General features: G+C 66.4%; 17 protein-coding genes. 15 read left to right on the top strand and 2 right to left on the bottom strand.

The features are described from left to right. Nucleotides 1-296: 296 nt before the first annotated feature. The 4 genes from nirB (at nucleotide 297) to HU825_RS13680 (ending at nucleotide 5901) form a co-directional block, all read left to right on the top strand. Nucleotides 297-2855, top strand: a complete 2559-nt coding sequence (nirB, locus tag HU825_RS13695; RefSeq protein WP_234302241.1) for a nitrite reductase large subunit NirB — start codon at nucleotides 297-299, stop codon at nucleotides 2853-2855. After that, nucleotides 2855-3238 carry a nitrite reductase small subunit NirD gene (nirD, locus tag HU825_RS13690; protein WP_054094951.1) on the top strand — a complete coding sequence of 128 codons (384 nt, stop codon included), beginning with the start codon at nucleotides 2855-2857 and terminating at the stop codon, nucleotides 3236-3238. The genes nirB and nirD overlap by 1 nt, the downstream gene beginning before the upstream one ends. Before the next feature lie 69 nt (nucleotides 3239-3307). Next, nucleotides 3308-4120: a formate/nitrite transporter family protein gene (locus tag HU825_RS13685; protein ID WP_043298448.1), complete on the top strand. Its 813-nt coding sequence runs from the start codon at nucleotides 3308-3310 to the stop codon at nucleotides 4118-4120. A 59-nt stretch (nucleotides 4121-4179) separates the two neighbouring features. Further along, on the top strand, nucleotides 4180-5901 hold the full coding sequence (locus tag HU825_RS13680; protein ID WP_234302240.1) for a bifunctional protein-serine/threonine kinase/phosphatase: 1722 nt from the start codon (nucleotides 4180-4182) through the stop codon (nucleotides 5899-5901). Here HU825_RS13680 and HU825_RS13675 read toward each other — a convergent pair. Continuing rightward, entirely contained in the window at nucleotides 5898-7865 is a 1968-nt protein-coding gene (locus tag HU825_RS13675; RefSeq protein ID WP_234302239.1) for a DEAD/DEAH box helicase, read from the bottom strand. The genes HU825_RS13680 and HU825_RS13675 overlap by 4 nt on opposite strands. 286 nt (nucleotides 7866-8151) lie before the next feature. Between HU825_RS13675 and HU825_RS13670 the strand changes: the two genes are divergently transcribed. The 6 genes from HU825_RS13670 to HU825_RS13645 all read left to right on the top strand — a co-directional run bounded on the left by HU825_RS13670 (nucleotide 8152) and on the right by HU825_RS13645 (nucleotide 14715). Then, complete coding sequence (locus tag HU825_RS13670) at nucleotides 8152-8466, top strand: c-type cytochrome (RefSeq protein ID WP_043298443.1); 315 nt, start codon at nucleotides 8152-8154, stop codon at nucleotides 8464-8466. A 159-nt stretch (nucleotides 8467-8625) separates the two neighbouring features. Beyond that, a complete protein-coding gene (locus HU825_RS13665) occupies nucleotides 8626-9963 on the top strand; it encodes an oxygen-independent coproporphyrinogen III oxidase (RefSeq protein ID WP_234302238.1) in 1338 nt (445 codons plus the stop codon). A 4-nt stretch (nucleotides 9964-9967) separates the two neighbouring features. Next, nucleotides 9968-10195 carry a DUF3079 domain-containing protein gene (locus tag HU825_RS13660; protein ID WP_043298439.1) on the top strand — a complete coding sequence of 76 codons (228 nt, stop codon included), beginning with the start codon at nucleotides 9968-9970 and terminating at the stop codon, nucleotides 10193-10195. 73 nt (nucleotides 10196-10268) lie between these two features. Then, nucleotides 10269-10610: a YgaP-like transmembrane domain gene (locus HU825_RS13655; protein ID WP_043298437.1), complete on the top strand. Its 342-nt coding sequence runs from the start codon at nucleotides 10269-10271 to the stop codon at nucleotides 10608-10610. Between the two features lie 88 nt (nucleotides 10611-10698). Further along, nucleotides 10699-11457 carry an SIR2 family NAD-dependent protein deacylase gene (locus tag HU825_RS13650; RefSeq protein ID WP_234302237.1) on the top strand — a complete coding sequence of 253 codons (759 nt, stop codon included), beginning with the start codon at nucleotides 10699-10701 and terminating at the stop codon, nucleotides 11455-11457. 114 nt (nucleotides 11458-11571) lie between these two features. Further along, nucleotides 11572-14715 carry a transglycosylase domain-containing protein gene (locus HU825_RS13645; RefSeq protein ID WP_431978433.1) on the top strand — a complete coding sequence of 1048 codons (3144 nt, stop codon included), beginning with the start codon at nucleotides 11572-11574 and terminating at the stop codon, nucleotides 14713-14715. A 38-nt stretch (nucleotides 14716-14753) separates the two neighbouring features. Here the strand turns inward: HU825_RS13645 and HU825_RS13640 are convergent, their stop codons facing one another. Then, nucleotides 14754-15653, bottom strand: coding sequence for a LysR family transcriptional regulator (locus HU825_RS13640; RefSeq protein WP_234302235.1), 900 nt, complete (start codon nucleotides 15651-15653; stop codon nucleotides 14754-14756). 160 nt (nucleotides 15654-15813) lie between these two features. Here HU825_RS13640 and HU825_RS13635 point away from each other — a divergent pair, with 160 nt between their 5' ends. From HU825_RS13635 to HU825_RS13615, 5 genes are read left to right on the top strand one after another with little or no spacing between them, the layout of a single operon-like run. Then, nucleotides 15814-17319: a CoA-acylating methylmalonate-semialdehyde dehydrogenase gene (locus HU825_RS13635; protein WP_234302234.1), complete on the top strand. Its 1506-nt coding sequence runs from the start codon at nucleotides 15814-15816 to the stop codon at nucleotides 17317-17319. A 43-nt stretch (nucleotides 17320-17362) separates the two neighbouring features. Next, a complete protein-coding gene (locus HU825_RS13630) occupies nucleotides 17363-18136 on the top strand; it encodes an enoyl-CoA hydratase (RefSeq protein ID WP_234302233.1) in 774 nt (257 codons plus the stop codon). Nucleotides 18137-18181: 45 nt separating this feature from the next. After that, nucleotides 18182-19081 carry a 3-hydroxyisobutyrate dehydrogenase gene (gene mmsB / locus HU825_RS13625; RefSeq protein ID WP_234302232.1) on the top strand — a complete coding sequence of 300 codons (900 nt, stop codon included), beginning with the start codon at nucleotides 18182-18184 and terminating at the stop codon, nucleotides 19079-19081. Continuing rightward, on the top strand, nucleotides 19074-20168 hold the full coding sequence (locus tag HU825_RS13620; RefSeq protein ID WP_234302231.1) for an enoyl-CoA hydratase/isomerase family protein: 1095 nt from the start codon (nucleotides 19074-19076) through the stop codon (nucleotides 20166-20168). The genes mmsB and HU825_RS13620 overlap by 8 nt, the downstream gene beginning before the upstream one ends. Before the next feature lie 34 nt (nucleotides 20169-20202). Continuing rightward, nucleotides 20203-21354 carry an acyl-CoA dehydrogenase family protein gene (locus tag HU825_RS13615; RefSeq protein ID WP_234302230.1) on the top strand — a complete coding sequence of 384 codons (1152 nt, stop codon included), beginning with the start codon at nucleotides 20203-20205 and terminating at the stop codon, nucleotides 21352-21354. Nucleotides 21355-21384 lie beyond the last annotated feature (30 nt).

Below are 21384 nucleotides of genomic sequence, written 5' to 3'. Positions count from 1 at the left end.
TGAACCGCACTTTCCGGCACTGCGCCAGCGCCGGAGCGCGGTTTCAGATGACTTGGCACGCTAGCTGCAAATACCCAGGCAACACCTGCCCGAATCAGGCAGGTCGTCCCAGGCGGTCAGCGGCGACCGCCCGCCAGCAGGCGTGGGACCGGGTAACGGCAGGCAACGACGCCTGATCCACTACCCCCAAGAACTTCACGAAAACCAGGCAAAGGCGCCTGGAGCTGATACCAGCTCCAGGCGCCTTTTTGCGTTTTGCCGGCCCAGTGCCGCAGCAGCTCGACTGAGGAAAGGCCATGAGTTCTACCGTCACTCCGCTCACGCACAAAAAACTGGTCATCGTCGGCAACGGCATGGTCGGCCACCACTGCATCGAACAGCTGATCGAGCGCGGCGCCCTCTCCCGCTACGAACTGCATGTGTTCGGCGAGGAGCGCCAGCGTGCCTACGACCGCGTGCACCTGTCCGAATACTTCGGCGGCCGCGACGCCGAGTCGCTGGCCATGTGCGATGCCGACTACTACAGCAGCCACGGCGTCTACACCCATCTGGGCGTTCAGGTGCTGGGCATCGACCGTGAGCGCAAGGAAGTCGTCACCAGCGCCGGCCGCCAGCCCTACGACCAACTGATCCTGGCCACCGGCTCCTACCCCTTCGTGCCGCCGATCACTGGCGCCGAAGGCAGTGCGCGACTGGTCTACCGCACCCTCGACGACCTCGATGCGATTCGTGCGGCCGCCAGCAGCGCCAGGCGCGGTGTGGTGGTCGGTGGCGGTCTGCTCGGCCTGGAAGCGGCCAACGCGCTGAAGTCGCTCGGTCTGGAAGCCCATGTCGTCGAATTCGCTCCGCGCCTGATGCCAGTGCAACTGGACGGCGAAGGCGGTGCCGCACTCAAGGCGCGCATCGAGGCGCTGGGCGTCGGCGTGCACCTGTCGCGCGCCACCCAGGAGATCGTCGCCGGCGAGAACTACGCCTGGCGGATGAACTTCACCGACGGCGAATTTCTCGAAACCGACCTGATCGTGTTTTCCGCCGGCATCCGCCCGCAGGACGCGCTCGGCCGAGTCGCGGAGCTAGAGATTGCCCCGCGCGGCGGCATCGTCATCGACAGCGAATGCCGCACCTCGGACCCGGCGATCTTCGCCATCGGCGAATGCGCCAGCTGGAACGGCAGCGTGTTCGGCCTGGTCGCCCCGGGCTACAGCATGGCGCGCAGTGTCGCCGCTCAGCTGGCCGAAGAACCGCACGAGCCCTTCTACGGCGCCGACATGTCGACCAAGCTCAAGCTGCTCGGCGTGGATGTCGGCTCCATCGGCGATGCCCACGGCGCAACGCCGGGCTCGCGCAGCTACCGCTTCATCGATGAGGCCAGCGCCAGCTACCGCCGCCTGGTGGTATCCGCCGATGGCAAGACCGTGCTCGGCGCGGTGCTGGTAGGCGACAACAGCTACTACGACACCCTGCTGCAGTACGCGCAGAACGGCATCAAGCTGCCGGCCGATCCGTCCGCGCTGATCCTGCCGCAGACCGAGGGCGCTCCGACCCTTGGCCCGGACGCCCTGCCGGCCAGCGCGACCATCTGCTCCTGTCACAACGTCAGCAAGGGCGCGGTGTGCTGCCAGGTCGACGCCGGCGTCACCGACCTCGGCGAATTGAAAGCCATCACCAAGGCGGCCACCGGCTGCGGCGGCTGCAGCGCCCTGCTCAAACTGGTGTTCGACGCCGAGCTGGCCGCGCGCGGCGTGGCGGTGGACAAGAGCCTGTGCGAGCACTTCGCCTACACCCGCCAGGAGCTCTACGGCATCGTCCGTGTCGAGGGCATCCAGAGCTTCGCCGAACTGCTGGCCAAACACGGCCGCGGCCATGTCGGCTGCGACATCTGCAAGCCGACGGTGGGTTCGATCCTGGCCTCGTGCTGGAACCAGCCGATCACCGATCCGGCGCTGATTCCGCTGCAGGACACCAACGACACCTTCATGGCCAACATGCAGAAGAACGGCACCTACTCGGTGGTACCGCGCATCCCGGGCGGCGAGATCACCCCGGAGGGGCTGATCGCCATCGGCCAGGTGGCGAAGAAATACGACCTCTACACCAAGATCACCGGCGGCCAGCGCATCGACCTGTTCGGCGCCCAGCTGCACGAGCTGCCGGACATCTGGGGCGAGCTGATCGCCGCCGGCTTCGAAACCGGTCACGCCTACGGCAAGAGCCTACGCACGGTGAAGTCCTGCGTCGGCAGCACCTGGTGCCGCTACGGCGTGCAGGACAGCGTCGGCATGGCGCTGCGCCTGGAGGACCGCTACAAGGGGTTGCGCGCGCCGCACAAGATCAAGTTCGCCGTCTCCGGCTGCACCCGCGAATGCGCCGAGGCGCAGAGCAAGGACATCGGCGTGATCGCCACCGACAAAGGCTGGAACCTCTACATCTGCGGCAACGGCGGCATGCGCCCGCGGCACGCCGAGCTGTTCGCCACCGACCTCGACGACGAGGCGCTGATCCGCACCATCGACCGCGTACTGATGTTCTACGTGCGTACCGCGGACAAGCTGCAGCGCACCTCGGTCTGGCGCGAGAGCCTGGAAGGCGGCCTCGATTACCTCAAGGCCGTGATCCTCGACGACAGCCTGGGGCTGGCCGCCGAGCTGGAGAGCCAGATGCAGCACGTGGTCGACAGCTACCAGTGCGAATGGGCCAACGCCATCAGCGACCCGGAAAAGCTCAAGCGCTTCCGCACCTTCGTCAACGACGGCCGCGCCGACCCCGACATCCACTTCGTCAAGGAGCGCGGCCAGCGTCGGCCGGTACGCGCCAGCGAACTTCACCTCATCCCACTTACCCAGGAGGTGCTCTGATGAGCCAGTCCAACGTCGTTCGTCTCGACTCCCGTTCCGCAGCCCCGGCGGCCTGGCAGGCACTGTGCAGCCGCGCCGATCTGGTCGCCAATTCCGGTGTAGTGGCCTGGCACGAAGGCGCCCAGGTGGCACTGTTCCACCTGCCTGACAACGCCGAAGGCGAGCAGTTGTTCGCCATCGACAACCGCGACCCCAAGTCCGGCGCCAACGTCATCGGCCGCGGCATCGTCGGCAGCCTCAAGGGCGAGCTGGTGATCGCCTCGCCGCTGTACAAGCAGCACTTCCGCCTGGCCGATGGCAGCTGCCTGGAATACCCCGAACAAAGCCTGCGGGTATGGCCGGTGCGCCTCAATGGCGATGCCGTGGAGATCGCCGTCGCCTGAATCCGCCGCCGGCGACGCGGCACAACCCACAACCTGCAAGTTTCTGCCCACTACTCGAGAGCATCCGCCATGTCCTACATAATCCCTTCGGAGTTCGCCACCAAGATGGTGGACGCCGGTGAATCGAAGATCTTCATGTCTACCCGCGACACCCTGATCCGCGCCTTCATGGCCGGGGCGATCCTCGCCCTCGCCGCGGTGTTCGCGGTGACCATCACCGTGCAGACCGGTTCACCGCTGATCGGCGCCATGCTCTTTCCCGTCGGCTTCGTCATGCTTTACCTGATGGGCTTCGACCTGCTGACCGGGGTGTTCATGCTCACCCCGCTGGCCCTGCTCGACCGTCGCCCCGGGGTAACCGTCGGCGGTGTGCTGCGCAACTGGGGCTGGGTGTTCCTCGGCAACTTCGGCGGTGCGCTGACCGTGGCCTTCATGATGGCCTTCGTCTTCACCATGGGCTTTTCCACGGAGCCAGGGCCGATCGGCGAGAAAATCTCGCATATCGGCGAGGCACGCACCCTGGGCTACGCCGAGTTCGGCGCGGCAGGCTGGGCGACCATCTTCCTGCGCGGCATGCTGTGCAACTGGATGGTGTCGATGGGTGTCGTCGGCGCGATGATCTCCACCTCGGTCAGCGGCAAGGTCATCGCCATGTGGATGCCGATCATGCTGTTCTTCTTCATGGGCTTCGAGCATTCGGTGGTGAACATGTTTCTGTTCCCCTCGGCGATGATCATGGGCGGCGACTTCTCGGTGATGGATTACATGCTCTGGAACGAAATCCCCACCGCTTTGGGCAACCTGGTCGGCGGCTTGGCCTTCACCGGCCTGACGCTCTATACCACCCACGTGCGCACCGCACCCAAGCGCACCGTCTACTGACCCTGGAGTGAACGAAGGCCCCGGCTCGCATGCGCGCCGGGGCTTTTGCGCAGATGAAGATGCCCAGCCAACTCGCCATTTCCCTCGGCCAGCATTCGGATGCCGGACGCAAACCGGCCAACCAGGACTTTCACGGCGCCTGCGTGCCCGCTGACGCCCTGCTCGCCAGCAAGGGCATCGCCATCGCGCTGGCCGATGGCATCAGCAGCAGCGAGGTCAGCCATATCGCCAGCGAAACCGCGGTGGCGAGCTTTCTTTCCGACTACTTCTGTACCTCCGACGCCTGGTCGGTGAAGCAGTCGGCGCAGCGGGTACTGGTGGCGATCAATTCCTGGCTGCATGCGCAGACCCGCCACAGCCCGCACCGCTATGACCGCGACCGCGGCTATGTCTGCACCTTCAGCGCGCTGGTGCTCAAGTCCGCCAGCGCGCACCTGTTCCACGTCGGCGATGCGCGCATCTATCGACTGCGCGACGGCAACCTGGAACAGCTGACCGAGGATCACCGCGTGCGTGTGTCGGCGGATACCAGCTACCTCGGCCGCGCGCTGGGCATCGACCGGCACCTGGAGATCGACTACCGCACCCTGCCGCTGGCGGTCGGCGATCTGTTCCTGCTCGCCACCGATGGCGTCTACGAGCACATCGGCGCACGGGAGGTAGCGCAGCTCGTCGCCGAGCATGGCGACGACCTCGACCTGGCGGCGCGCCGGATCGTCGAGCGGGCACTGGCCAACGGCAGCGACGACAACCTCACCGCACAGCTGGTACGCATCGACAGCCTGCCGGAGCAGGCCGTCGACGACGTGCAGCGGCAACTCGGCGAACTGGCGCTGCCGCCCTTGCTGGAGCCGCGCATGCAGTTCGACGGCTATCGCATCGTTCGCGAGCTGCACATCAGCAGCCGCAGCCATGTGCACCTGGCCGTCGAAGAAGCCAGCGGCGCCAAAGTGGTGCTGAAGACGCCGTCGATGGATCTGCGGGGCGACGCGGCCTATCTGGAGCGCTTCCTGCTGGAGGAGTGGATCGCCCGCCGCCTGGACAATCCTCATGTGGTCAAGGCCTGTCCGCCACCGCGGCAGCGCCGCTACCTGTACACGGTGAGCGAATTCATCGATGGCCAGACGCTGGCGCAGTGGATGCTCGACCATCCACAGCCGGACCTGGAAACCGTGCGCGGCATCGTCGAGCAGATCGCCCGCGGCCTGCGCGCCTTCCACCGCCTGGAGATGCTGCATCAGGACTTGCGCCCGCAGAACCTGATGATCGACGCCACCGGCACGCTGAAGATCATCGATTTCGGCTCGACCCGCGTCGCCGGGCTGGCCGAGCGCAATGCGCCGGGCACGCAGGACAACCTGCTCGGCACCGCCGCCTATACCGCCCCGGAATACTTTCTCGGCGAGGCCGGCACGCCGCGTTCGGATCAGTATTCGCTGGCGGTGATTGCCTATCAGCTGCTCAGCGGCCGCCTGCCCTACGGCGCCGACGTCGCCAGGGCACGCAGCCGCGCAGTACAGCGGCGCCTGCGCTATCAGCCGCTGCGCCATGCGCAGCGCGATATCCCGGCGTGGATCGACGAAGTGCTGGGCAAGGCGCTGCATCCCGATCCGGCGCGGCGCTATGCCGAGCTGTCGGAGTTCGTCTTCGAGCTGCGCCAGCCCAACCCGGCCTTTCTCAACCGCGCCCGCCCGCCGCTGTTGGAACGCAACCCGTTGCTGTTCTGGAAAGGCCTGTCACTGCTGCTGGCCGGTACAGTAGTTGCGCTGCTGTTGCGCTAGCCGCGCTGGCGCAACAGTGTCGTGGCGCCCTGGGGCTTGCGCGTGTACCAGAACACCCGGCTGACGCCGCGGGTGATCGCCACGTACGCGAGACGCAGGCTCTCATCGGCCTGCGCCTGGTCGTAACTGTTGCGAAAGAAGCCGGACGCGGCATACAGCGCGTTGCGCAGCGGGTGTTTCTCCGCGGGCAGGCAATCGTCGACGATGATCGCGACTTCGGCCTGCAAACCCTTGGCGCGGTGAATGGTGTAGGCCTTAACCGGCAGCTTGCGGTCCAGCTGCGCCTGGATCTGCCGCAGCGGCTCGTTGCGCCGGCTGAGCAGCAGCACCGCGGTGCGCTCGCGGCTCTGGCGTTCTGCCGCATGGGCACACTGCGCGTTGATCTGCTCGATCAGCTGCGCCAAGCCCTTGTTGAGGTCGAAGCGCGGCACCAATTTCACTCCGTGATCGCCCGGCTGCATCGGTCTGGCCGCCTTACTGGCCTTGGCCTGTTTGAACGCGACGCCCGCCAGCACGGCCTCGGCATCGCGAATCACCGGCTCGATGGAGCGATAGTTGGTGTCCAGCAGCAGCGTCTTGCTGCCCTTCGCCCTGCCGCGGCGCGGGAAATACTTGTCGAAGTCCATGAACAGCTCCGGCGAGCTGCCGCGCCAGCCATAGATCGACTGCCAGTCGTCACCGATGGCCATCAGGCTCGGTGCCTTGCCGTCGCGCGCGACCCGGCGATGCAGCGCCTGCAGCCACTGGACGATCTGCGGGGAGATGTCCTGGAACTCGTCGATCAACAGGTGCGTGAATGGCGCCAGCTGCTCCGCTGCGATGCCTTCGCCGCTGGTCAGGCGCTCGCTGAGTTGCACGAAGGCACCATTGAACGTCTGCAGGCCCTGTTCGGCCAAGCAGGCCTCGAAATGCCGATGGAAGGCCATCAATGCCTCGATGAACAGCCGCTCGCGCGGCGCGCACTGCAGCGCGCCAGGTTGCAGCCGGTCGATGCGCAAGCCGATGCTTTCGATGAAGCCCGTTTGCACGTGGAACGCCTCGTACAGCGGTAACGCGCGAAATTCTCCCGCCAGCTTGAAGCCATCCAGTGGTGCCCTCGCGGTCGCACGCTTGCCGTTGGCCGGCTCGGCGGGAGCCGGCAGCCCGAGCAGCTCATGCACCTGGCGACGAAATGCCTCCTCGGCGCTGTAACAGCGCTGGTAGGCCTGCTTCAGCAGCCGCTGCTGCGCAGGACGCAGGCGCGCGGCGGCCAACGGATTGTCCGGCTGGTCGGCCGACGCGGCCTTGTCGTCAAGCTGCTCGAACCACTGCTGGCGGCCCAGCACCTCGCGCGCCAGCATGCCCATCGCGGCATGGAAGGTACGGACGCATTCGCGCGCCTGCCCGGCATCGGAAGGAAATCCCCAGAACCCGAGCAGCTTGAGCAATTGTTCGCGTAGCTCTGCGCAGGAGGCATTGGTGAAGGAAATCACCGTCAACCGCGCCGGTTCGATGCCCAGATGACAGAGCATGAACACGACCCGCAGTACCAGCGTGGTGGACTTGCCCGAACCCGCCCCGGCGAATATCCGCGTCAGCGGGCTGCGGCAGAGAATCATCGCCCACTGCTCATCCGACGGCATGTTGATGACGCCGGCCGCCACCGCGCGGGCAACCTGTTCGCGCATAGCCTCGATCTGCGCCGCGCTGACCGGCAGCTCACCGGACGCGTAGATACCATCGGCAGCCACTGGCCGCGCGCTTCGTTGGCGTGCCGGCGGACTCTTCGCAGGTTTGCCTGCGTCCTGCTTGCCTTTCCCCTTGCGTGCTTTCCCTGCCTTGCCACCGGCCGGTGCTGCGACCGGTTTGCCCCAGCGGCGAAATACCAGCTCGTCCTCGTTGCGCAGATGTGCCGCTGTACGTGGGAAGCAGCGCGCCAGCGTTCCAGCAACGAGCAGGGTGTAGCGCTTCACGGCAGCCAGCATGCGAGATCCGATGAGATGTATGTCATTGATATAGTAAGATTTTTTCACGACCGCGGGCGGCTGGCGAGAGGAACGGTCGTGCGCTTCGCGGGCCTGCACCGTTGTGGTGCGACAAATAGCCACAATGATTCAACGATATTGTTATCAAGCTGCATTTGTATTCATTAGATATCACTTAAAGCGCGACGGACAATTGCAGCGAGGCTCCCAGGTGCCTGACCTGGGAGTCGTCGCGATTTCGCTGAGTCAGCGAAATCGCGACCGTCATAACCCAAAGGAAATACCCATGAAAAAAATCGTGATCTCCATGCTCGCCCTCGGCGGCGCTCTGGCTCTGCAGCCGGCGCTGGCGCAGGACGGCGAATCGCTGTTCAAGAGCAAGGCCTGCGCGGCCTGTCATTCGATCGACGCCAAGCTGGTCGGCCCGGCCTACAAGGAAGTCGCCGCCAAGTACGCAGGCCAGGCGGACGCCGCCACCATGCTCGCCGGCAAGATCAAGAACGGCTCTCAGGGCACCTGGGGCCCGATCCCGATGCCGCCAAACGCGGTAACCGACGAAGAGGCGAAGATTCTCGCCGAGTGGGTGCTGAGCCAGAAGTAACACCCAACGCCAAAGGCAGCTTGCTTGGCCGCGACGACTGCCTTTGGTGCATTGCGTCACCCCTTAACCCACTAATCAACTAGGTCTTGACCCTTATCAACGCTCCAAGAGGCTTCTATGACCACATTGCCAATACATACGCGCCGTTCGGAGGCTCAAATGTTTGGCTCTGTACGCTGGAACGACCACTTGATGCAACGCTACGGGCAACTTGACCCGCATCAGTGCGGCTACCCGCGAACCGCCGATTTCACCACCGCAATCGCACCGCTCGACCTGCTGCGCGCGTTGCGCGACAGCCGCAAGGCACAGCGCCCCCTTTCCCTCGCCGTACAGCTGCCGCTGCTGCCGCACGACGAGCTGACGCTCTACATCGCCGATCTGGAGCGCGAAATCGACCTGCACGCCTGCCACCTCGGCGAGCATCCTCGCGTCGAACGTCTGCAGCTCAACGCCGGCCGCGCCAGTCTCGACCAGTTGCGTCGGCTGATCGGCCATGTGCAATCGCGCTTCGAGCTCAACCCTCATGAGCCGAACGAATTCAGCGTCGAGGTCGAACTCGCCCATGCCGACTGGCCGCTGGTCGGCGTCCTGCGTGAACTGGGCTTCAACCAGTTGAGCGTCAGCGTCCCCGATTTGCATGCCGATCTGGGCAATTCCGTCGAGTACTTCCAGAGCACCAGCCGCATTCGCGCGCTGATCGAGGCGGCACGCACGCTGCACTACCTCTCGGTGAACGTTGACCTCGGCTACGGCCGTTCCTGGCAGACACCGACCAGCTTCGCCCGCAAGCTCGATTCGATCATCGAGCTGCAACCCGACCGCGTCTCGATGTTCGATTACCGGCAACTGCCGGCCCCCGCCTCGCGGCGCCTCAGCCTTGCGCCCGCCGATGTCAGCCAGGTCTTGCACCGTTGCGGTATCGAGCGTCTCGCCGCGGCCGGCTACCGCTTCATCGGTCTGGGCCACTTTGCCCTTCCCCACGACGAACTGACGATGGCGCAAGAGCTTGGCTGTCTTCGCCATGATGTCGGCGGCTACACCACGCTCGCGCAGTTCGACCATCTCGGTCTGGGCGCCGGTGCGGTCAGCCGGGTCGGCGATCTCTATGTGCGCAATCACACGTCGATCGCGGATTACCGGCAGGCACTCGCCCAGGCCCAGCTTCCTACCGACCGCGGCTTGCTGCCTGCCAGTGTCGATCGTGGGCTGCGGGCGATCACCGAACAACTGCTGTGCGATGGCTATCTGGACTTCGTCAGCCTGCAGGCACGCGCCGGCGTCGTGTTCCAGGAACGCTACGCAACGCTGCAACCGCTGCTGGAACAGCTGCAACGTGAAGGCCTGCTGCACCTGCGTGCGCATGGCATCGAAATTCAGCCCGACGGCTGCCTGCTCATCCCCGCGCTCTGCGCGGTGCTGGCGCAGCCCGAACTGGCAGATCGGCTGACGGATGCGCTCTCGCCTGCCGATACCGCTTCGCTGAGCGCGAGGTAGCCCCATGGCCAAGAAGTTTCCGCTCAACCCGCCGCATCCCGAACGCATCTGCTGGGGCTGCGACCGCTACTGCCCGGCGACCTCGCTGGGCTGCGGCAACGGCGCCGACCGCACGATGCACCCCTCGGAAATGCTCGGCGAGGACTGGTACCTGTACGGCGACTGGGACATCGAGCCCGCCGATATCCCGCAGCAACCCGCCGATCCGGCGTTGATCGCCCGCCAGGGCTGATAGCGCCGCAGCCGCGGAACGCCTGTGGCACGCCGCAGTCAGTTGCTGCATCAGCCCTGACGAGGATTGCCCGATGAACTCACCCTACGAATCCCACGACCAGAACGTGCATGGCTGGGAACGCGCTGCCTCGCTGGCCGGCGGCCTGCTGTTGCTCGGTCTGGGGGCGCGCCGCGGCGGTGCGGGCGGACTGTTGCAGGCAGCGGCCGGCGCCTTGCTGCTGTTACGCGGCATCAATGGTCGCTGCGAGGCCAAGCGACTGCTCAGCGCGGCGCCTCAGCAGCGCCAACCGGCGCCCGCCCGCTACAGCCACATGCCGCTGGATTCGGAAGTCCACAGCCCGGATTTCGAGAACGCCGGCGTCAGCCTGCCCGACGCGACGCCGATGGGCCACGAGCTTTCCGCTCGTACCTGACGGTCACAACTGGAAAGAACCTGGCGCCGATGGTAAAGCTGACGGCTCCGGCCTGCGCCACGGCCAGCTTCGGTAACAGGAGTTCGCTTTGATTCCCGCAGCGCTCATCACCGCCTTGCGCGGCGCGCGTCACGTGCTGGTGTTCACCGGTGCTGGCGTCTCGGCCGAGAGCGGCATCGCCACCTTCCGTGATACGCCCAGCGGTCTGTGGGAGCGCTACGATCCGGCGACGCTGGCTACCGCGCGTGCATTTCGCCAAGACCCGGCGCTGGTCTGGGGCTGGTACGAGTGGCGCCGCATGCAGGTGCTGCAGGCGCAGCCAAATCCAGCCCACCTCGCCATCGCAGCACTGGCGCAGCGGGTGCCGAAACTCACGCTGGTCACGCAGAACGTCGACGATCTGCATGAGCGCGCCGGCAGTACCGAGGTGATCCACCTGCACGGCAGCCTGCATCGGCCGCGTTGCTTCGCCTGCGCACGCTCACCGAGCCAACCGCTCGGCCTGCCCGATGAGCCCGAAGGCGGCCGCCACCTGGAGCCGCCGCGCTGCGAACACTGCGGCGGCAGGCTGCGCCCTGGCGTGGTCTGGTTCGGCGAGCGCTTGCCGGAAGCGGCACTGACGGCGGCATTCGCCGCGGCCGACAGCTGCGATGTGCTGATCTCCGTGGGCACATCCGGCGTAGTGCATCCCGCCGCACAGATCCCCGAACGTGCCTGGCGGGCCGGCGCCGTACTGGCGCACGTCAACCCGCAACCGCTCGGCAGCCATGCCGAACGCGAGTTCCTGCTGTGTGGTACGGCGGCGCAGCTGCTGCCGCAGTTGCTCCAGGCCGCCTTCAACGATTGACTGCGTCCCGCCAGGCCGCGCCGCTGAGCCTTCCGTTCATCCATCTCGCTTCGCTTATAGTGGCGGCCAGAACTAGACTGCTATCAGCAACTTGCAGGAAGCCAGGCACACGATATGGGCGCAGTATGGCGGTCCGACACTCCTCCCGCAGGGCGCTCGCAATGCGCTCCGCACAACCGTTCCCGAAAACCCTCACCAAAGAAGGATCGCCGCCGGATGCGCCCGCTCGGCCTGCTGTTGTTCACCACACTACTGGGCGCGGGGGGCTATGCCGCCTGGCATGAGCTGCAGACCTCACAGTGGCAGGCCCGCTGGGTCAGCCGCTATGCCGCGAGCCTGGACTATCACGTCGCCCCCGGTCCGAGCAGCGAGATCCGCTTCCCCGAGGACGGCCCGTTCGACCGTCGGCTGGGCTACGTGCAGCTACCAACCTTCATCGAACGGCTGAGCACGCGCGGCTTCGAGGTACAGGCGCAGGCGCGTTTTTCGCCAGCGCTGCTCGACTACGCCAGTCGCGGCTTCTTCGTGCCCTATCGGCACCAGTCGCAGGTGGGCCTGACCATCTTCGACTGCCGTGGCCTTCCGCTGTATGCAAACAGCTACCCGCAGCAGTTCTACGAGAGTTTCGAGGACATTCCGCCGCTGGTGGCGCTGAGCCTGCTGTTCATCGAGGATCGCGGCCTGTTGGACGCCAGCCGGCCGACCGTCAACCCGGCGGTGGACTGGCCGCGCTTCGCCAAGGCGGCGATCAGCCAGCTGGAGAAACGCCTCGGCCTCGGCGGCCAGGCATCCGGCGGCAGCACCCTGGCGACACAGGTGGAGAAATACCGCCATTCGCCCGAAGGACGCACCGGCGATCCGCAGGAGAAGCTACGGCAGATGGTTTCCGCCAGCGTGCGTACCTATCGCGAAGGGCCGCAGACCCTTGCGGCGCGTCAGCGCATCGTGCGCGACTACCTCAACAGCGTGCCGCTCTCGGCGGCGCCGGGGCATGGTGAGGTCCACGGCATCGCCGATGGCCTGCGGCTGTGGTACGGCGCCGATTTCGCCGAGGTCAACCGTCTGCTCGACCCGCGCCGCAACGCCGACAGCGACCTTCAGGCCCGCGGGCTGGCGCTGCGCCAGGTGCTTTCTCTGCTGATCGCGCAGCGCCGGCCGTCCTACTACCTCGGCGCCGGTCGCAAGGAGCTGGCTTCGCTGACCGACAGCCACATTCGCCTGCTGGCCGCCGGCGGCATCGTCGATACGCGTCTGCGCGAAGCCGCCCTCGCCCAGCAGGTCCAGTTCCGCGACCTGCAGCGCGAGCCGGCGATCCGCACGGTGGAGGCCACCAAGGGCATCAGCGTCGCGCGCATGCGCCTGGCCGGCCTGCTGGGCATGCCGCTGTACGATCTCGACCGCCTCGACCTCACCGCCAGCACGCCGCTGCAGGGCGAATTGCAGACCAGGATCAGCGCCTATCTGGCGAGCCTTGCCGACCCACAGGTGGCCGCCGAAGTCGGCCTGTTCGGCGAACGCATGCTCTCACCAGAGAAAACCGCCGACGTGCGCTACAGCTTCACGCTGTTCGAGCGCGGCGAGCAGGGTTTCCGCGTGCGGGTACAGACCGACAACACCAACCAGCCGTTCGACATCAACGAAGGCAGCAAGCTGGAACTCGGCTCCACCGCCAAGCTGCGCGTGCTGACCACCTATCTGGAGATGATCGCCGAGCTGCACCAGCGCTACTCGATCCTCGACACGCGCCAGCTGCGCGAACTGGAAGTACGCGACCCGCTCAGCCGCTGGGCCGTGGCCTACCTGGCGCAAAGCAGCGATCGCAGCCTGCCGGCGATGCTCGATGCGGCGATGGAGCGGCGTTACTCGGCAAGCCCGGCCGAACGCTTCTTCACCGGCGCCGGACTGCACCACTTCAACAACTTCCGCCGCGAGGACGACCACCGCATCGCCAGCGTGCGTGACGCGTTGCGCGAATCGCTGAACCTGCCATTCGTGCGGCTGATGCGCGATCTGGTGAGCTACAGTACACACGAGGCGATCAACAGCGCCGAGTTGCTGAAGAACGACAAGGACCCGCGACGCCTGGAATACCTCACCCAGTTCGCCGACCGCGAGGGCTCGATCTTCCTGCAGCGTTTCTGGCGCAAGTACCGCGGCCAGTCCGCCGAGCAGCGCATCGAGACCTTCCTGCAGGGCATGCGCCCGACGCCGGTACGGCTGGCGGCGGTGCATCGCTATCTGCTGCCTGACGCGCCGCGCGCGGCGTTCGATCACTTCCTGACGTCGCGCCTGCCTGCCGCCGCTCTCGACGCCAAGGATCTGGACGCGCTGCACACCCGCTACGGCCCGGGCGCGTTCAGCCTGCCGGATCAGGCCTACATCGCGCGCACCCATCCGTTGGACCTGTGGCTGCTGGGTTACCTGATCCAGCACCCCGACGCCAATCTGTCGGAGGTGGTCGCCGCCAGCCGCGACGAACGCCAGGAAGTCTACGGCTGGCTGTTCCGCAGCCGGCACAAGAGCGCGCGCGACAGCCGTATCCGCATCATGCTGGAAGTCGAGGCCTTCACCGACATCCATCGGCGCTGGCAGCGCCTGGGCTATCCGTTCGACAATCTGGTGCCGTCACTGGCCACCGCGCTGGGCAGCTCGGGCGACCGCCCGGCTGCGCTGGCCGAACTGATGGGCATCATCCTCAACGACGGGGTGCGCCTGCCGAGCGTGCGCATCGACAGCCTGCACTTCGCCGAAGGCACGCCTTACGAGACCCGCCTCGGCATACGCCCGAACATCGGCGAGCAGGTACTGCCGCGCGAGGTGGCCGCGACCCTGCGCGAGGCCCTTGCCCAGGTTGTGGAAGGCGGCACCGCGCGGCGCCTGCAAGGCAGCTTCGTGCAGAGCGACGGCAGTCCGCTGCGCGTCGGTGGCAAGACCGGCACCGGCGACAACCGTATCGACACCGTCGCGGCCGGCGGCCGGCTGATCAGCTCGCTGGCGATGAACCGTACGGCCACCTTCGTCTTCTACCTGGGACCGAATCATTTCGGCACGCTGACGGCCTACGTACCCGGGCAGGCGGCCGACAGCTTCCGCTTCACCTCGGCGCTGCCGGTCCAGACGCTCAAGGGCATGGCGCCGATCCTGCAGCCCTACCTGCAGGCAGGCGCCGACAGCCTTTGCCAGCAGCCCCGACCAAGCCGCCAGGTACCGTCAGCCCAACCGACGCGGCTCACCGCCGGTACGCCGGGCACGCAATAGGCAAAGTCAGAGGCGCGCCGGGGCGAGTCCGGCGCGCCTTAATGTGGAGGCAAGCCCAACAGCCGTGCCTGATTCTGCTGTGCCAGCTCCTTGAGGTAGTCCCAGGTGGTGCGCATGCGCGCCAGATCCTTGAACTCGATGGGCATCAGCATCCAGAACGTGCGGCTGAAGCTCACCGCGTCGGGCAACAGCAGCTGCAGGCGCGGATCGGCATCGGCGGAAAACGCCGGCAGGATGGCGATTCCCGCGCCCATCGCCACCGCTTCCTGCTGGGCCAGCAGGCTGGTGCTGCGCAGGCCGATGGAGCGGGCGTCGGCAATGCCGTCGAGAAACAGCAGCTCCTTGCTGAACAGCAGATCGTCGACATAGCTGACGAAGCGATGCGCGGCCAAATCGTCGCGACTGCGGATCGGCGCATGCTCGGCCAGGTAGCCGGGCGATGCATACAGCCGCAGCACGTAGTCGGTCAGTTTGGTGATGATGAACGGGCCGCGCTCCGGGCGCTCCAGGGTAATGACGATGTCTGCCTCGTGACGCGACAGGCGCACCGCGCGCGGCAGTGCCAGCAGATCGATGTTCAGATGCGGATAGCGCCGACTCAGACCGGTGAGCTGCCCAGCCAGCATCACCGTGCCGTAACCCTCGGTGGCGCCGATGCGCACCTGACCGGAAAGACCGTCGCCCATGCTCGGCAGCGAATGCTCGATGGCGGCACTGGCGCTCTCCATCGCCTCGACCCGCGGAAGCAGGTTGCGCCCGGCTTCGGTGAGGCGGTAGCCGCCGGGTTCGCGCAGGAACAGCTGCGCGCCCATGCTTTTTTCCAGTGCCTGCAGACGCCGCGAAACCGTGGTGTGATCGACCGCCAGCCGCCTTGCCGCCGTGGTCAGTCGCCCCGCGCGGGCCACTTCGAGAAAGTAACGCAGGTTGTCCCAGTCCATGTTTGCCGCTCTGGTCGATGGTTCCCGTGCATATTTGCACAACGACTCTGCAGCCGGCCGCATTGTCTTGCGTTTTTTTGCATTGCTAGGATCAAGGCAGCTTCTCGCAGCTGTCCGCGAGCCGATAACAACAACTGAGCCTAATCAGGCGGAGAGCGATATGACCGGTTCCATCCCCAGCGTGAAATTGCTGATCGGCGGCGAGTTCGTCGAATCCACCACCCAAGACTGGCGCGACGTCGTCAATCCCGCCACTCAGGAAGTGCTGGCCCGCGTGCCGTTCGCCACCGCGGCGGAAGTCAACCGCGCCGTCGCCAGCGCCGCCGAGGCATTCAAGACCTGGCGCAAGACGCCGATCGGTGCCCGTGCGCGCATCTTCCTCCGCTATCAGCAGCTGATCCGCGAGCATATGAAGGAGCTGGCGGCCATCCTCACCGCCGAACAGGGCAAGACCCTGCCCGATGCCGAGGGCGACGTGTTCCGCGGCCTGGAAGTGGTCGAGCATGCCGCCGGTATCGGCAACCTGCAGCTCGGCGAACTGGCCAACAACGTTGCCAGCGGTGTGGATACCTACACCCTGCTGCAGCCGCTGGGCGTCTGCGCCGGCATCACCCCGTTCAACTTCCCGGCGATGATCCCGCTGTGGATGTTCCCGATGGCCATCGCCACCGGCAACACCTTCGTCCTCAAGCCCTCCGAACAAGACCCGATGGTCACCATGCGCCTGTGCGAACTGGCGCTGGAAGCCGGCGTGCCGCCAGGCGTACTCAACGTGGTGCACGGCGGCCCGGACGTGGTGAATGCGCTGTGCGATCACCCGGTCATCAAGGCGGTGTCCTTCGTCGGCTCGACCCGCGTCGGTACTCACGTCTACAACCGCGCCAGCGCCGCCGGCAAGCGCGTGCAGTGCATGATGGGCGCGAAGAACCACGCCATCGTGCTGCCTGATGCGCACAAGGAGCAGAGCCTCAACGCCATCGCCGGCGCCGCCTTCGGTGCCGCCGGCCAGCGCTGCATGGCCTTGTCGGTCGTGGTGCTGGTCGGCGAGGCGCAGCAGTGGATTCCCGATCTGGTGGCCAAGGCGAGATCGCTCAAGATCAGCGCCGGCACCGAGCCGGGCGCCGACCTCGGCCCGCTGGTCTCCTGCGCCGCGCTGGATCGCGTCAGCGGGCTGATCGAACGCGGCGTCGCCGAAGGCGCGACCCTGGAGCTGGACGGCCGTAACCCGCAGGTGGCCGGCTTCGACAAGGGCAACTTCGTCGCACCGACGATCTTCTCCGGCGTGAAAGCCGAAATGAGCATCTACCAGGAAGAAATCTTCGGCCCGGTGCTGTGCGTGATGAGCGCGGCGACGATGGACGAAGCCATCGCGCTGATCAACGCCAACCCGAACGGCAACGGCACCGCCATCTTCACCCGCTCGGGCGCCGCGGCGCGGCACTTCCAGGAAGAGATCGACGTCGGCCAGGTGGGCATCAATGTGCCGATTCCGGTGCCGGTGCCGATGTTCTCCTTCACCGGCTCGCGCGCCTCCAAGCTCGGCGACCTCGGCCCCTACGGCAAGCAGGTGGTGCAGTTCTACACCCAGACCAAGACCGTCACCGAACGCTGGTTCGATGAGGATGCGGTCGGCTCCACAGTCAACACCACCATCAACCTCAAGTGACCCGCAACGGGCCGGCGAGCACGCCGGCCCTCAAGGAACGCTCATGACATTCGAAACCCTGCTCGTCGACATCCAGGATCGCGTCGCGCTGATCACCCTGAACCGCCCGCAGGCACTCAACGCCTTGAACAGCCAGCTGATCAGCGAGCTGAACAGCGCCCTCGGCCAGCTCGAGGCCGATCATGAGGTCGGCTGCATCGTGCTCACCGGCTCGGCCAAGGCCTTCGCCGCTGGTGCCGACATCAAGGAAATGGCCGACCTCAACTACCCGCAGATCTACCTCGACGACTTCTTCGCCGAGGCGGACCGCATCGCCAGCCGGCGCAAGCCGTTGATCGCCGCGGTGGCCGGCTACGCACTGGGCGGCGGCTGCGAGCTGGCGCTGTTGTGCGACATGATCTACGCCGCTGACAACGCCAGCTTCGGCCAGCCGGAAATCAACCTCGGCGTGCTGCCGGGCATCGGTGGCACCCAGCGTCTGACCCGCGCGGTGGGCAAGGCCAAGGCCATGGACCTGTGCCTGACTGGCCGCCAGATGGACGCCCAGGAAGCCGAGCGCGCCGGCCTGGTGGCGCGCATCTTTCCGCAGGAAAGTCTGCTGGAGGAAACCCTGAAAGCCGCCCGGGTGATCGCCGAGAAGTCGCTGCCGGCCACCATGATGGTCAAGGAAAGCGTCAACCGCGCCTTCGAAACCACGCTGGCCGAAGGCATCCGCTTCGAGCGCCGGGTCTTTCACGCGGTGTTCGCCACCGCCGACCAGAAAGAAGGCATGGCGGCGTTCGCCGAGAAGCGCAAGCCGGAGTTCAAGAACCGCTGAGCCACGCCGCTCGGCAATGGCGCACAAGAACAAAAGGAACGAGCCATGCATATCGGATTCATCGGGTTAGGCAACATGGGCGCACCGATGGCGCGCAACCTGCTCAAGGCCGGCTACGCGCTCAGCGTGTTCGACCTCAACGACGCCGCAGTGCGCGAGCTGGTTCAAGCGGGTGCGCTGCCAGCCGAATCGCCGGGCGCCATCGCCCGCGGCAACGCCGACGCCATCATCACCATGCTGCCTGCCGCGCCTCACGTGCGCAGCGTCTACCTGGGCGACGACGGACTGATCCAGAACGTGCGCCCCGACGTCCTGCTGATCGACAGCTCGACCATCGACCCGCACAGCGCCCGCGACGTCGCCGCGGTGGCCGCCCAGCACGGCAACCCGATGCTCGATGCGCCGGTCTCCGGCGGCACCGGCGGCGCGGCCGCCGGCACCCTGACCTTCATGGTCGGCGGCAGCACGGCGGACTTCGCGCGCGCCCGGCCGATACTCGAGGCCATGGGCAAGAACATCATCCACTGCGGCGATAGCGGCAACGGCCAGGTGGCCAAGGTCGCCAACAACATGCTGCTGGGCATCTCCATGATCGGCGTGGCCGAAGCCATGGCGCTGGGCGTAGCACTGGGCATGGATGCCAAGACTCTGGCGGGGGTGATCAATACCTCCAGCGGTCGCTGCTGGAGTTCGGACACCTACAACCCGTTCCCCGGCGTATTGGAGAACGTGCCGGCTTCGCGCGGCTACAGTGGCGGTTTCGGCACCGACCTGATGCTCAAGGACCTGGGTCTGGCCACCGAAGCCGCCAAGCAGGCGCGCCAACCAGTGATTCTCGGCGCGCTGGCCCAGCAGCTCTACCAGGCCTTCAGTGCACAGGGCCACGGCGGCCTGGACTTCTCCGCGATCATCAATCAGTACCGCAAGGATTCCACCCATGAGTGAAACCGAACGCCCCGTGCTGGCGGCCGTGCGCAACCACATCGGCCACCTCACCCTCAACCGCCCGGCCGGGCTCAACGCAGTGAACCTGGAGATGGTGCGCCTGCTCGACCAGCAGTTGCGTGCGTGGGCGGTCGATCCGGCAATTCACGCCGTGGTGCTGCGCGCCAACGGCGAGAAGGCCTTCTGCGCCGGCGGCGACATCCGCTCGCTGTACGACAGCTTCAAGCGCGGCGATACCGAGCACGAGACCTTCTTCGAGGAGGAATATGCCCTCGACCAGTACATCCACGCCTACCCCAAGCCGCTGCTGGCGCTGATGGACGGCTTCGTCCTCGGCGGCGGCATGGGCCTGGTGCAAGGCGCTGCGCTGCGGGTGATCACCGAACGGGTGCGCATGGGCATGCCGGAAGTCGGCATCGGCTATTTCCCGGATGTCGGCGGCAGCTATTTCCTCTCGCGTCTGCCCGGCGAGCTGGGCACCTATATGGGCGTGACCGGCCTGCCGATCCGCGCGGCCGACGCGCTGCATGCCGGCCTGGCCGACTGGTGCATCAGTCACGAGCAGATCGCCGAGCTGGATCGCTGCCTCGATCACATGAGCTGGAGCATCCATCCACAGGAGGCGCTGCGCACGCTGGTGGCGACCCTTGGTACCAACCGCCTGCCCGGCTCCGAGCTGAAGGCCCTGCACCAGGCCATCGACGAGCATTTCGGCCAGCACGACGTAGCGGCCATTCGCGCTTCGCTGGCCGCCGAAACCCGCAGCGAGTTCAGCGATTGGGCCGAGGAAACCCTCAAGGTGCTCGACAGCCGCTCGCCGCTGGCGATGTGCGTCACGCGGGAGATGCTGCGTCGTGGTCGCGACCTGCCGCTGGCCGAGTGCTTCGCCCTGGAATTGCATCTGGATCACCAGTGGTTCGCCCAGGGCGACATCATGGAAGGCGTGCGCGCGCTGATCATCGATAAGGACAAGTCGCCACGCTGGAATCCGCCGACGCTGGCCGAAGTCACCCCCGAGCGGGTACAGGCATTTTTCGCCGGCTTCAAGACCGTCTCCGGCAAAACCCGACGCAGCGCCACGGCCTGAGCACCGGCACGCCAACGACAAGAAGGACCGCGCTATGCATGACCTCGAACTCAGCGAAGACCAACGCATGATCCGCGACATGGCACGCGACTTCACCCGCCGCGAGATCGCGCCTCACGCGCAGGCCTGGGAGAAGGCCGGCTGGATCGACGACACGCTGGTGGCGCAGATGGGCGAGCTGGGCCTGCTGGGCATGGTCGTCCCGGAGCAATGGGGCGGCAGCTATATCGACTACGTGGCGTACGCCCTGGCCGTGGAGGAAATCTCCGCCGGCGACGGCGCCACCGGCGCGCTGATGAGCATCCATAACTCGGTCGGCTGCGGCCCCCTGCTCAACTACGGCTCGCAGGCGCAGAAGGAAGAGTGGCTGGCGGAGCTCGCCAGCGGCCGCGCCATTGGCTGCTTCGCCCTCACCGAACCGCAGGCCGGTTCGGAAGCGCACAATCTGCGCACCCGCGCCGAGCTGGTCGACGACCATTGGGTGCTCAACGGCAGCAAGCAGTTCTGCAGCAACGCCAAGCGGGCGAAGCTGGCCATCGTCTTCGCGGTGACCGATCCGGACCTCGGCAAGAAGGGTCTTTCCGCGTTTCTGGTGCCCACCGATACACCCGGCTTTGCGGTGGAGCGCAGCGAACACAAGATGGGCATTCGCGCCTCGGACACCTGCGCGGTCTCCCTCAGCGACTGCCGAATCCCGGAGGCAAACCTGCTGGGCGAACGCGGCAAGGGCCTGGCCATCGCGCTGTCGAACCTGGAAGGCGGCCGCATCGGCATCGCCGCGCAGGCGCTGGGCATCGCCCGCGCCGCGTTCGAGGCCGCGTTGCGCTATGCCCGCGAGCGGGTGCAGTTCGGCAAGCCGATCGCCGAGCACCAGAGCATCGCCAACATGCTCGCCGACATGCAGACCCAGCTGAACGCCGCGCGCCTGCTGATTCTGCATGCCGCGCGACTGAAAAGCGCCGGCCTGTCGTGCCTGTCCGAGGCGTCACAGGCCAAGCTGTTCGCCTCGGAGATGGCCGAGAAGGTCTGCTCGCAGGCGGTGCAGATTCACGGCGGCTACGGCTACCTGGAGGACTACCCGGTCGAACGCTATTACCGCGATGCGCGCATCACGCAGATTTACGAAGGTTCCAGCGAGATCCAGCGCTTGCTGATCGCCCGCGAGCTGGCCCACTACCCCCTGTAATCCGCACGGAAACGCGAAGGCCCGCCCTCG

This window comes from Pseudomonas phenolilytica (assembly GCF_021432765.1).
In the GTDB taxonomy this organism is placed as follows: Bacteria; Pseudomonadota; Gammaproteobacteria; order Pseudomonadales; family Pseudomonadaceae; genus Stutzerimonas; species Stutzerimonas phenolilytica.
This window is presented reverse-complemented; position numbering and strand designations above follow the sequence as displayed.

Coding starts and splice junctions, on each gene's coding strand:
- mmsB (WP_234302232.1), top strand. CDS start 18,182: ATGCATATCGGATTCATCGGGTTAGGCAACATGGGCGCACCGATGGCG.
- HU825_RS13615 (WP_234302230.1), top strand. CDS start 20,203: ATGCATGACCTCGAACTCAGCGAAGACCAACGCATGATCCGCGACATG.
- HU825_RS13660 (WP_043298439.1), top strand. CDS start 9,968: ATGGCCAAGAAGTTTCCGCTCAACCCGCCGCATCCCGAACGCATCTGC.
- HU825_RS13645 (WP_431978433.1), top strand. CDS start 11,572: ATGGGCGCAGTATGGCGGTCCGACACTCCTCCCGCAGGGCGCTCGCAA.
- HU825_RS13620 (WP_234302231.1), top strand. CDS start 19,074: ATGAGTGAAACCGAACGCCCCGTGCTGGCGGCCGTGCGCAACCACATC.
- nirD (WP_054094951.1), top strand. CDS start 2,855: ATGAGCCAGTCCAACGTCGTTCGTCTCGACTCCCGTTCCGCAGCCCCG.
- HU825_RS13630 (WP_234302233.1), top strand. CDS start 17,363: ATGACATTCGAAACCCTGCTCGTCGACATCCAGGATCGCGTCGCGCTG.
- HU825_RS13675 (WP_234302239.1), bottom strand. CDS start 7,865: ATGCTGGCTGCCGTGAAGCGCTACACCCTGCTCGTTGCTGGAACGCTG.
- HU825_RS13670 (WP_043298443.1), top strand. CDS start 8,152: ATGAAAAAAATCGTGATCTCCATGCTCGCCCTCGGCGGCGCTCTGGCT.
- HU825_RS13640 (WP_234302235.1), bottom strand. CDS start 15,653: ATGGACTGGGACAACCTGCGTTACTTTCTCGAAGTGGCCCGCGCGGGG.
- HU825_RS13665 (WP_234302238.1), top strand. CDS start 8,626: ATGTTTGGCTCTGTACGCTGGAACGACCACTTGATGCAACGCTACGGG.
- HU825_RS13680 (WP_234302240.1), top strand. CDS start 4,180: ATGCCCAGCCAACTCGCCATTTCCCTCGGCCAGCATTCGGATGCCGGA.
- HU825_RS13685 (WP_043298448.1), top strand. CDS start 3,308: ATGTCCTACATAATCCCTTCGGAGTTCGCCACCAAGATGGTGGACGCC.
- HU825_RS13655 (WP_043298437.1), top strand. CDS start 10,269: ATGAACTCACCCTACGAATCCCACGACCAGAACGTGCATGGCTGGGAA.
- nirB (WP_234302241.1), top strand. CDS start 297: ATGAGTTCTACCGTCACTCCGCTCACGCACAAAAAACTGGTCATCGTC.
- HU825_RS13635 (WP_234302234.1), top strand. CDS start 15,814: ATGACCGGTTCCATCCCCAGCGTGAAATTGCTGATCGGCGGCGAGTTC.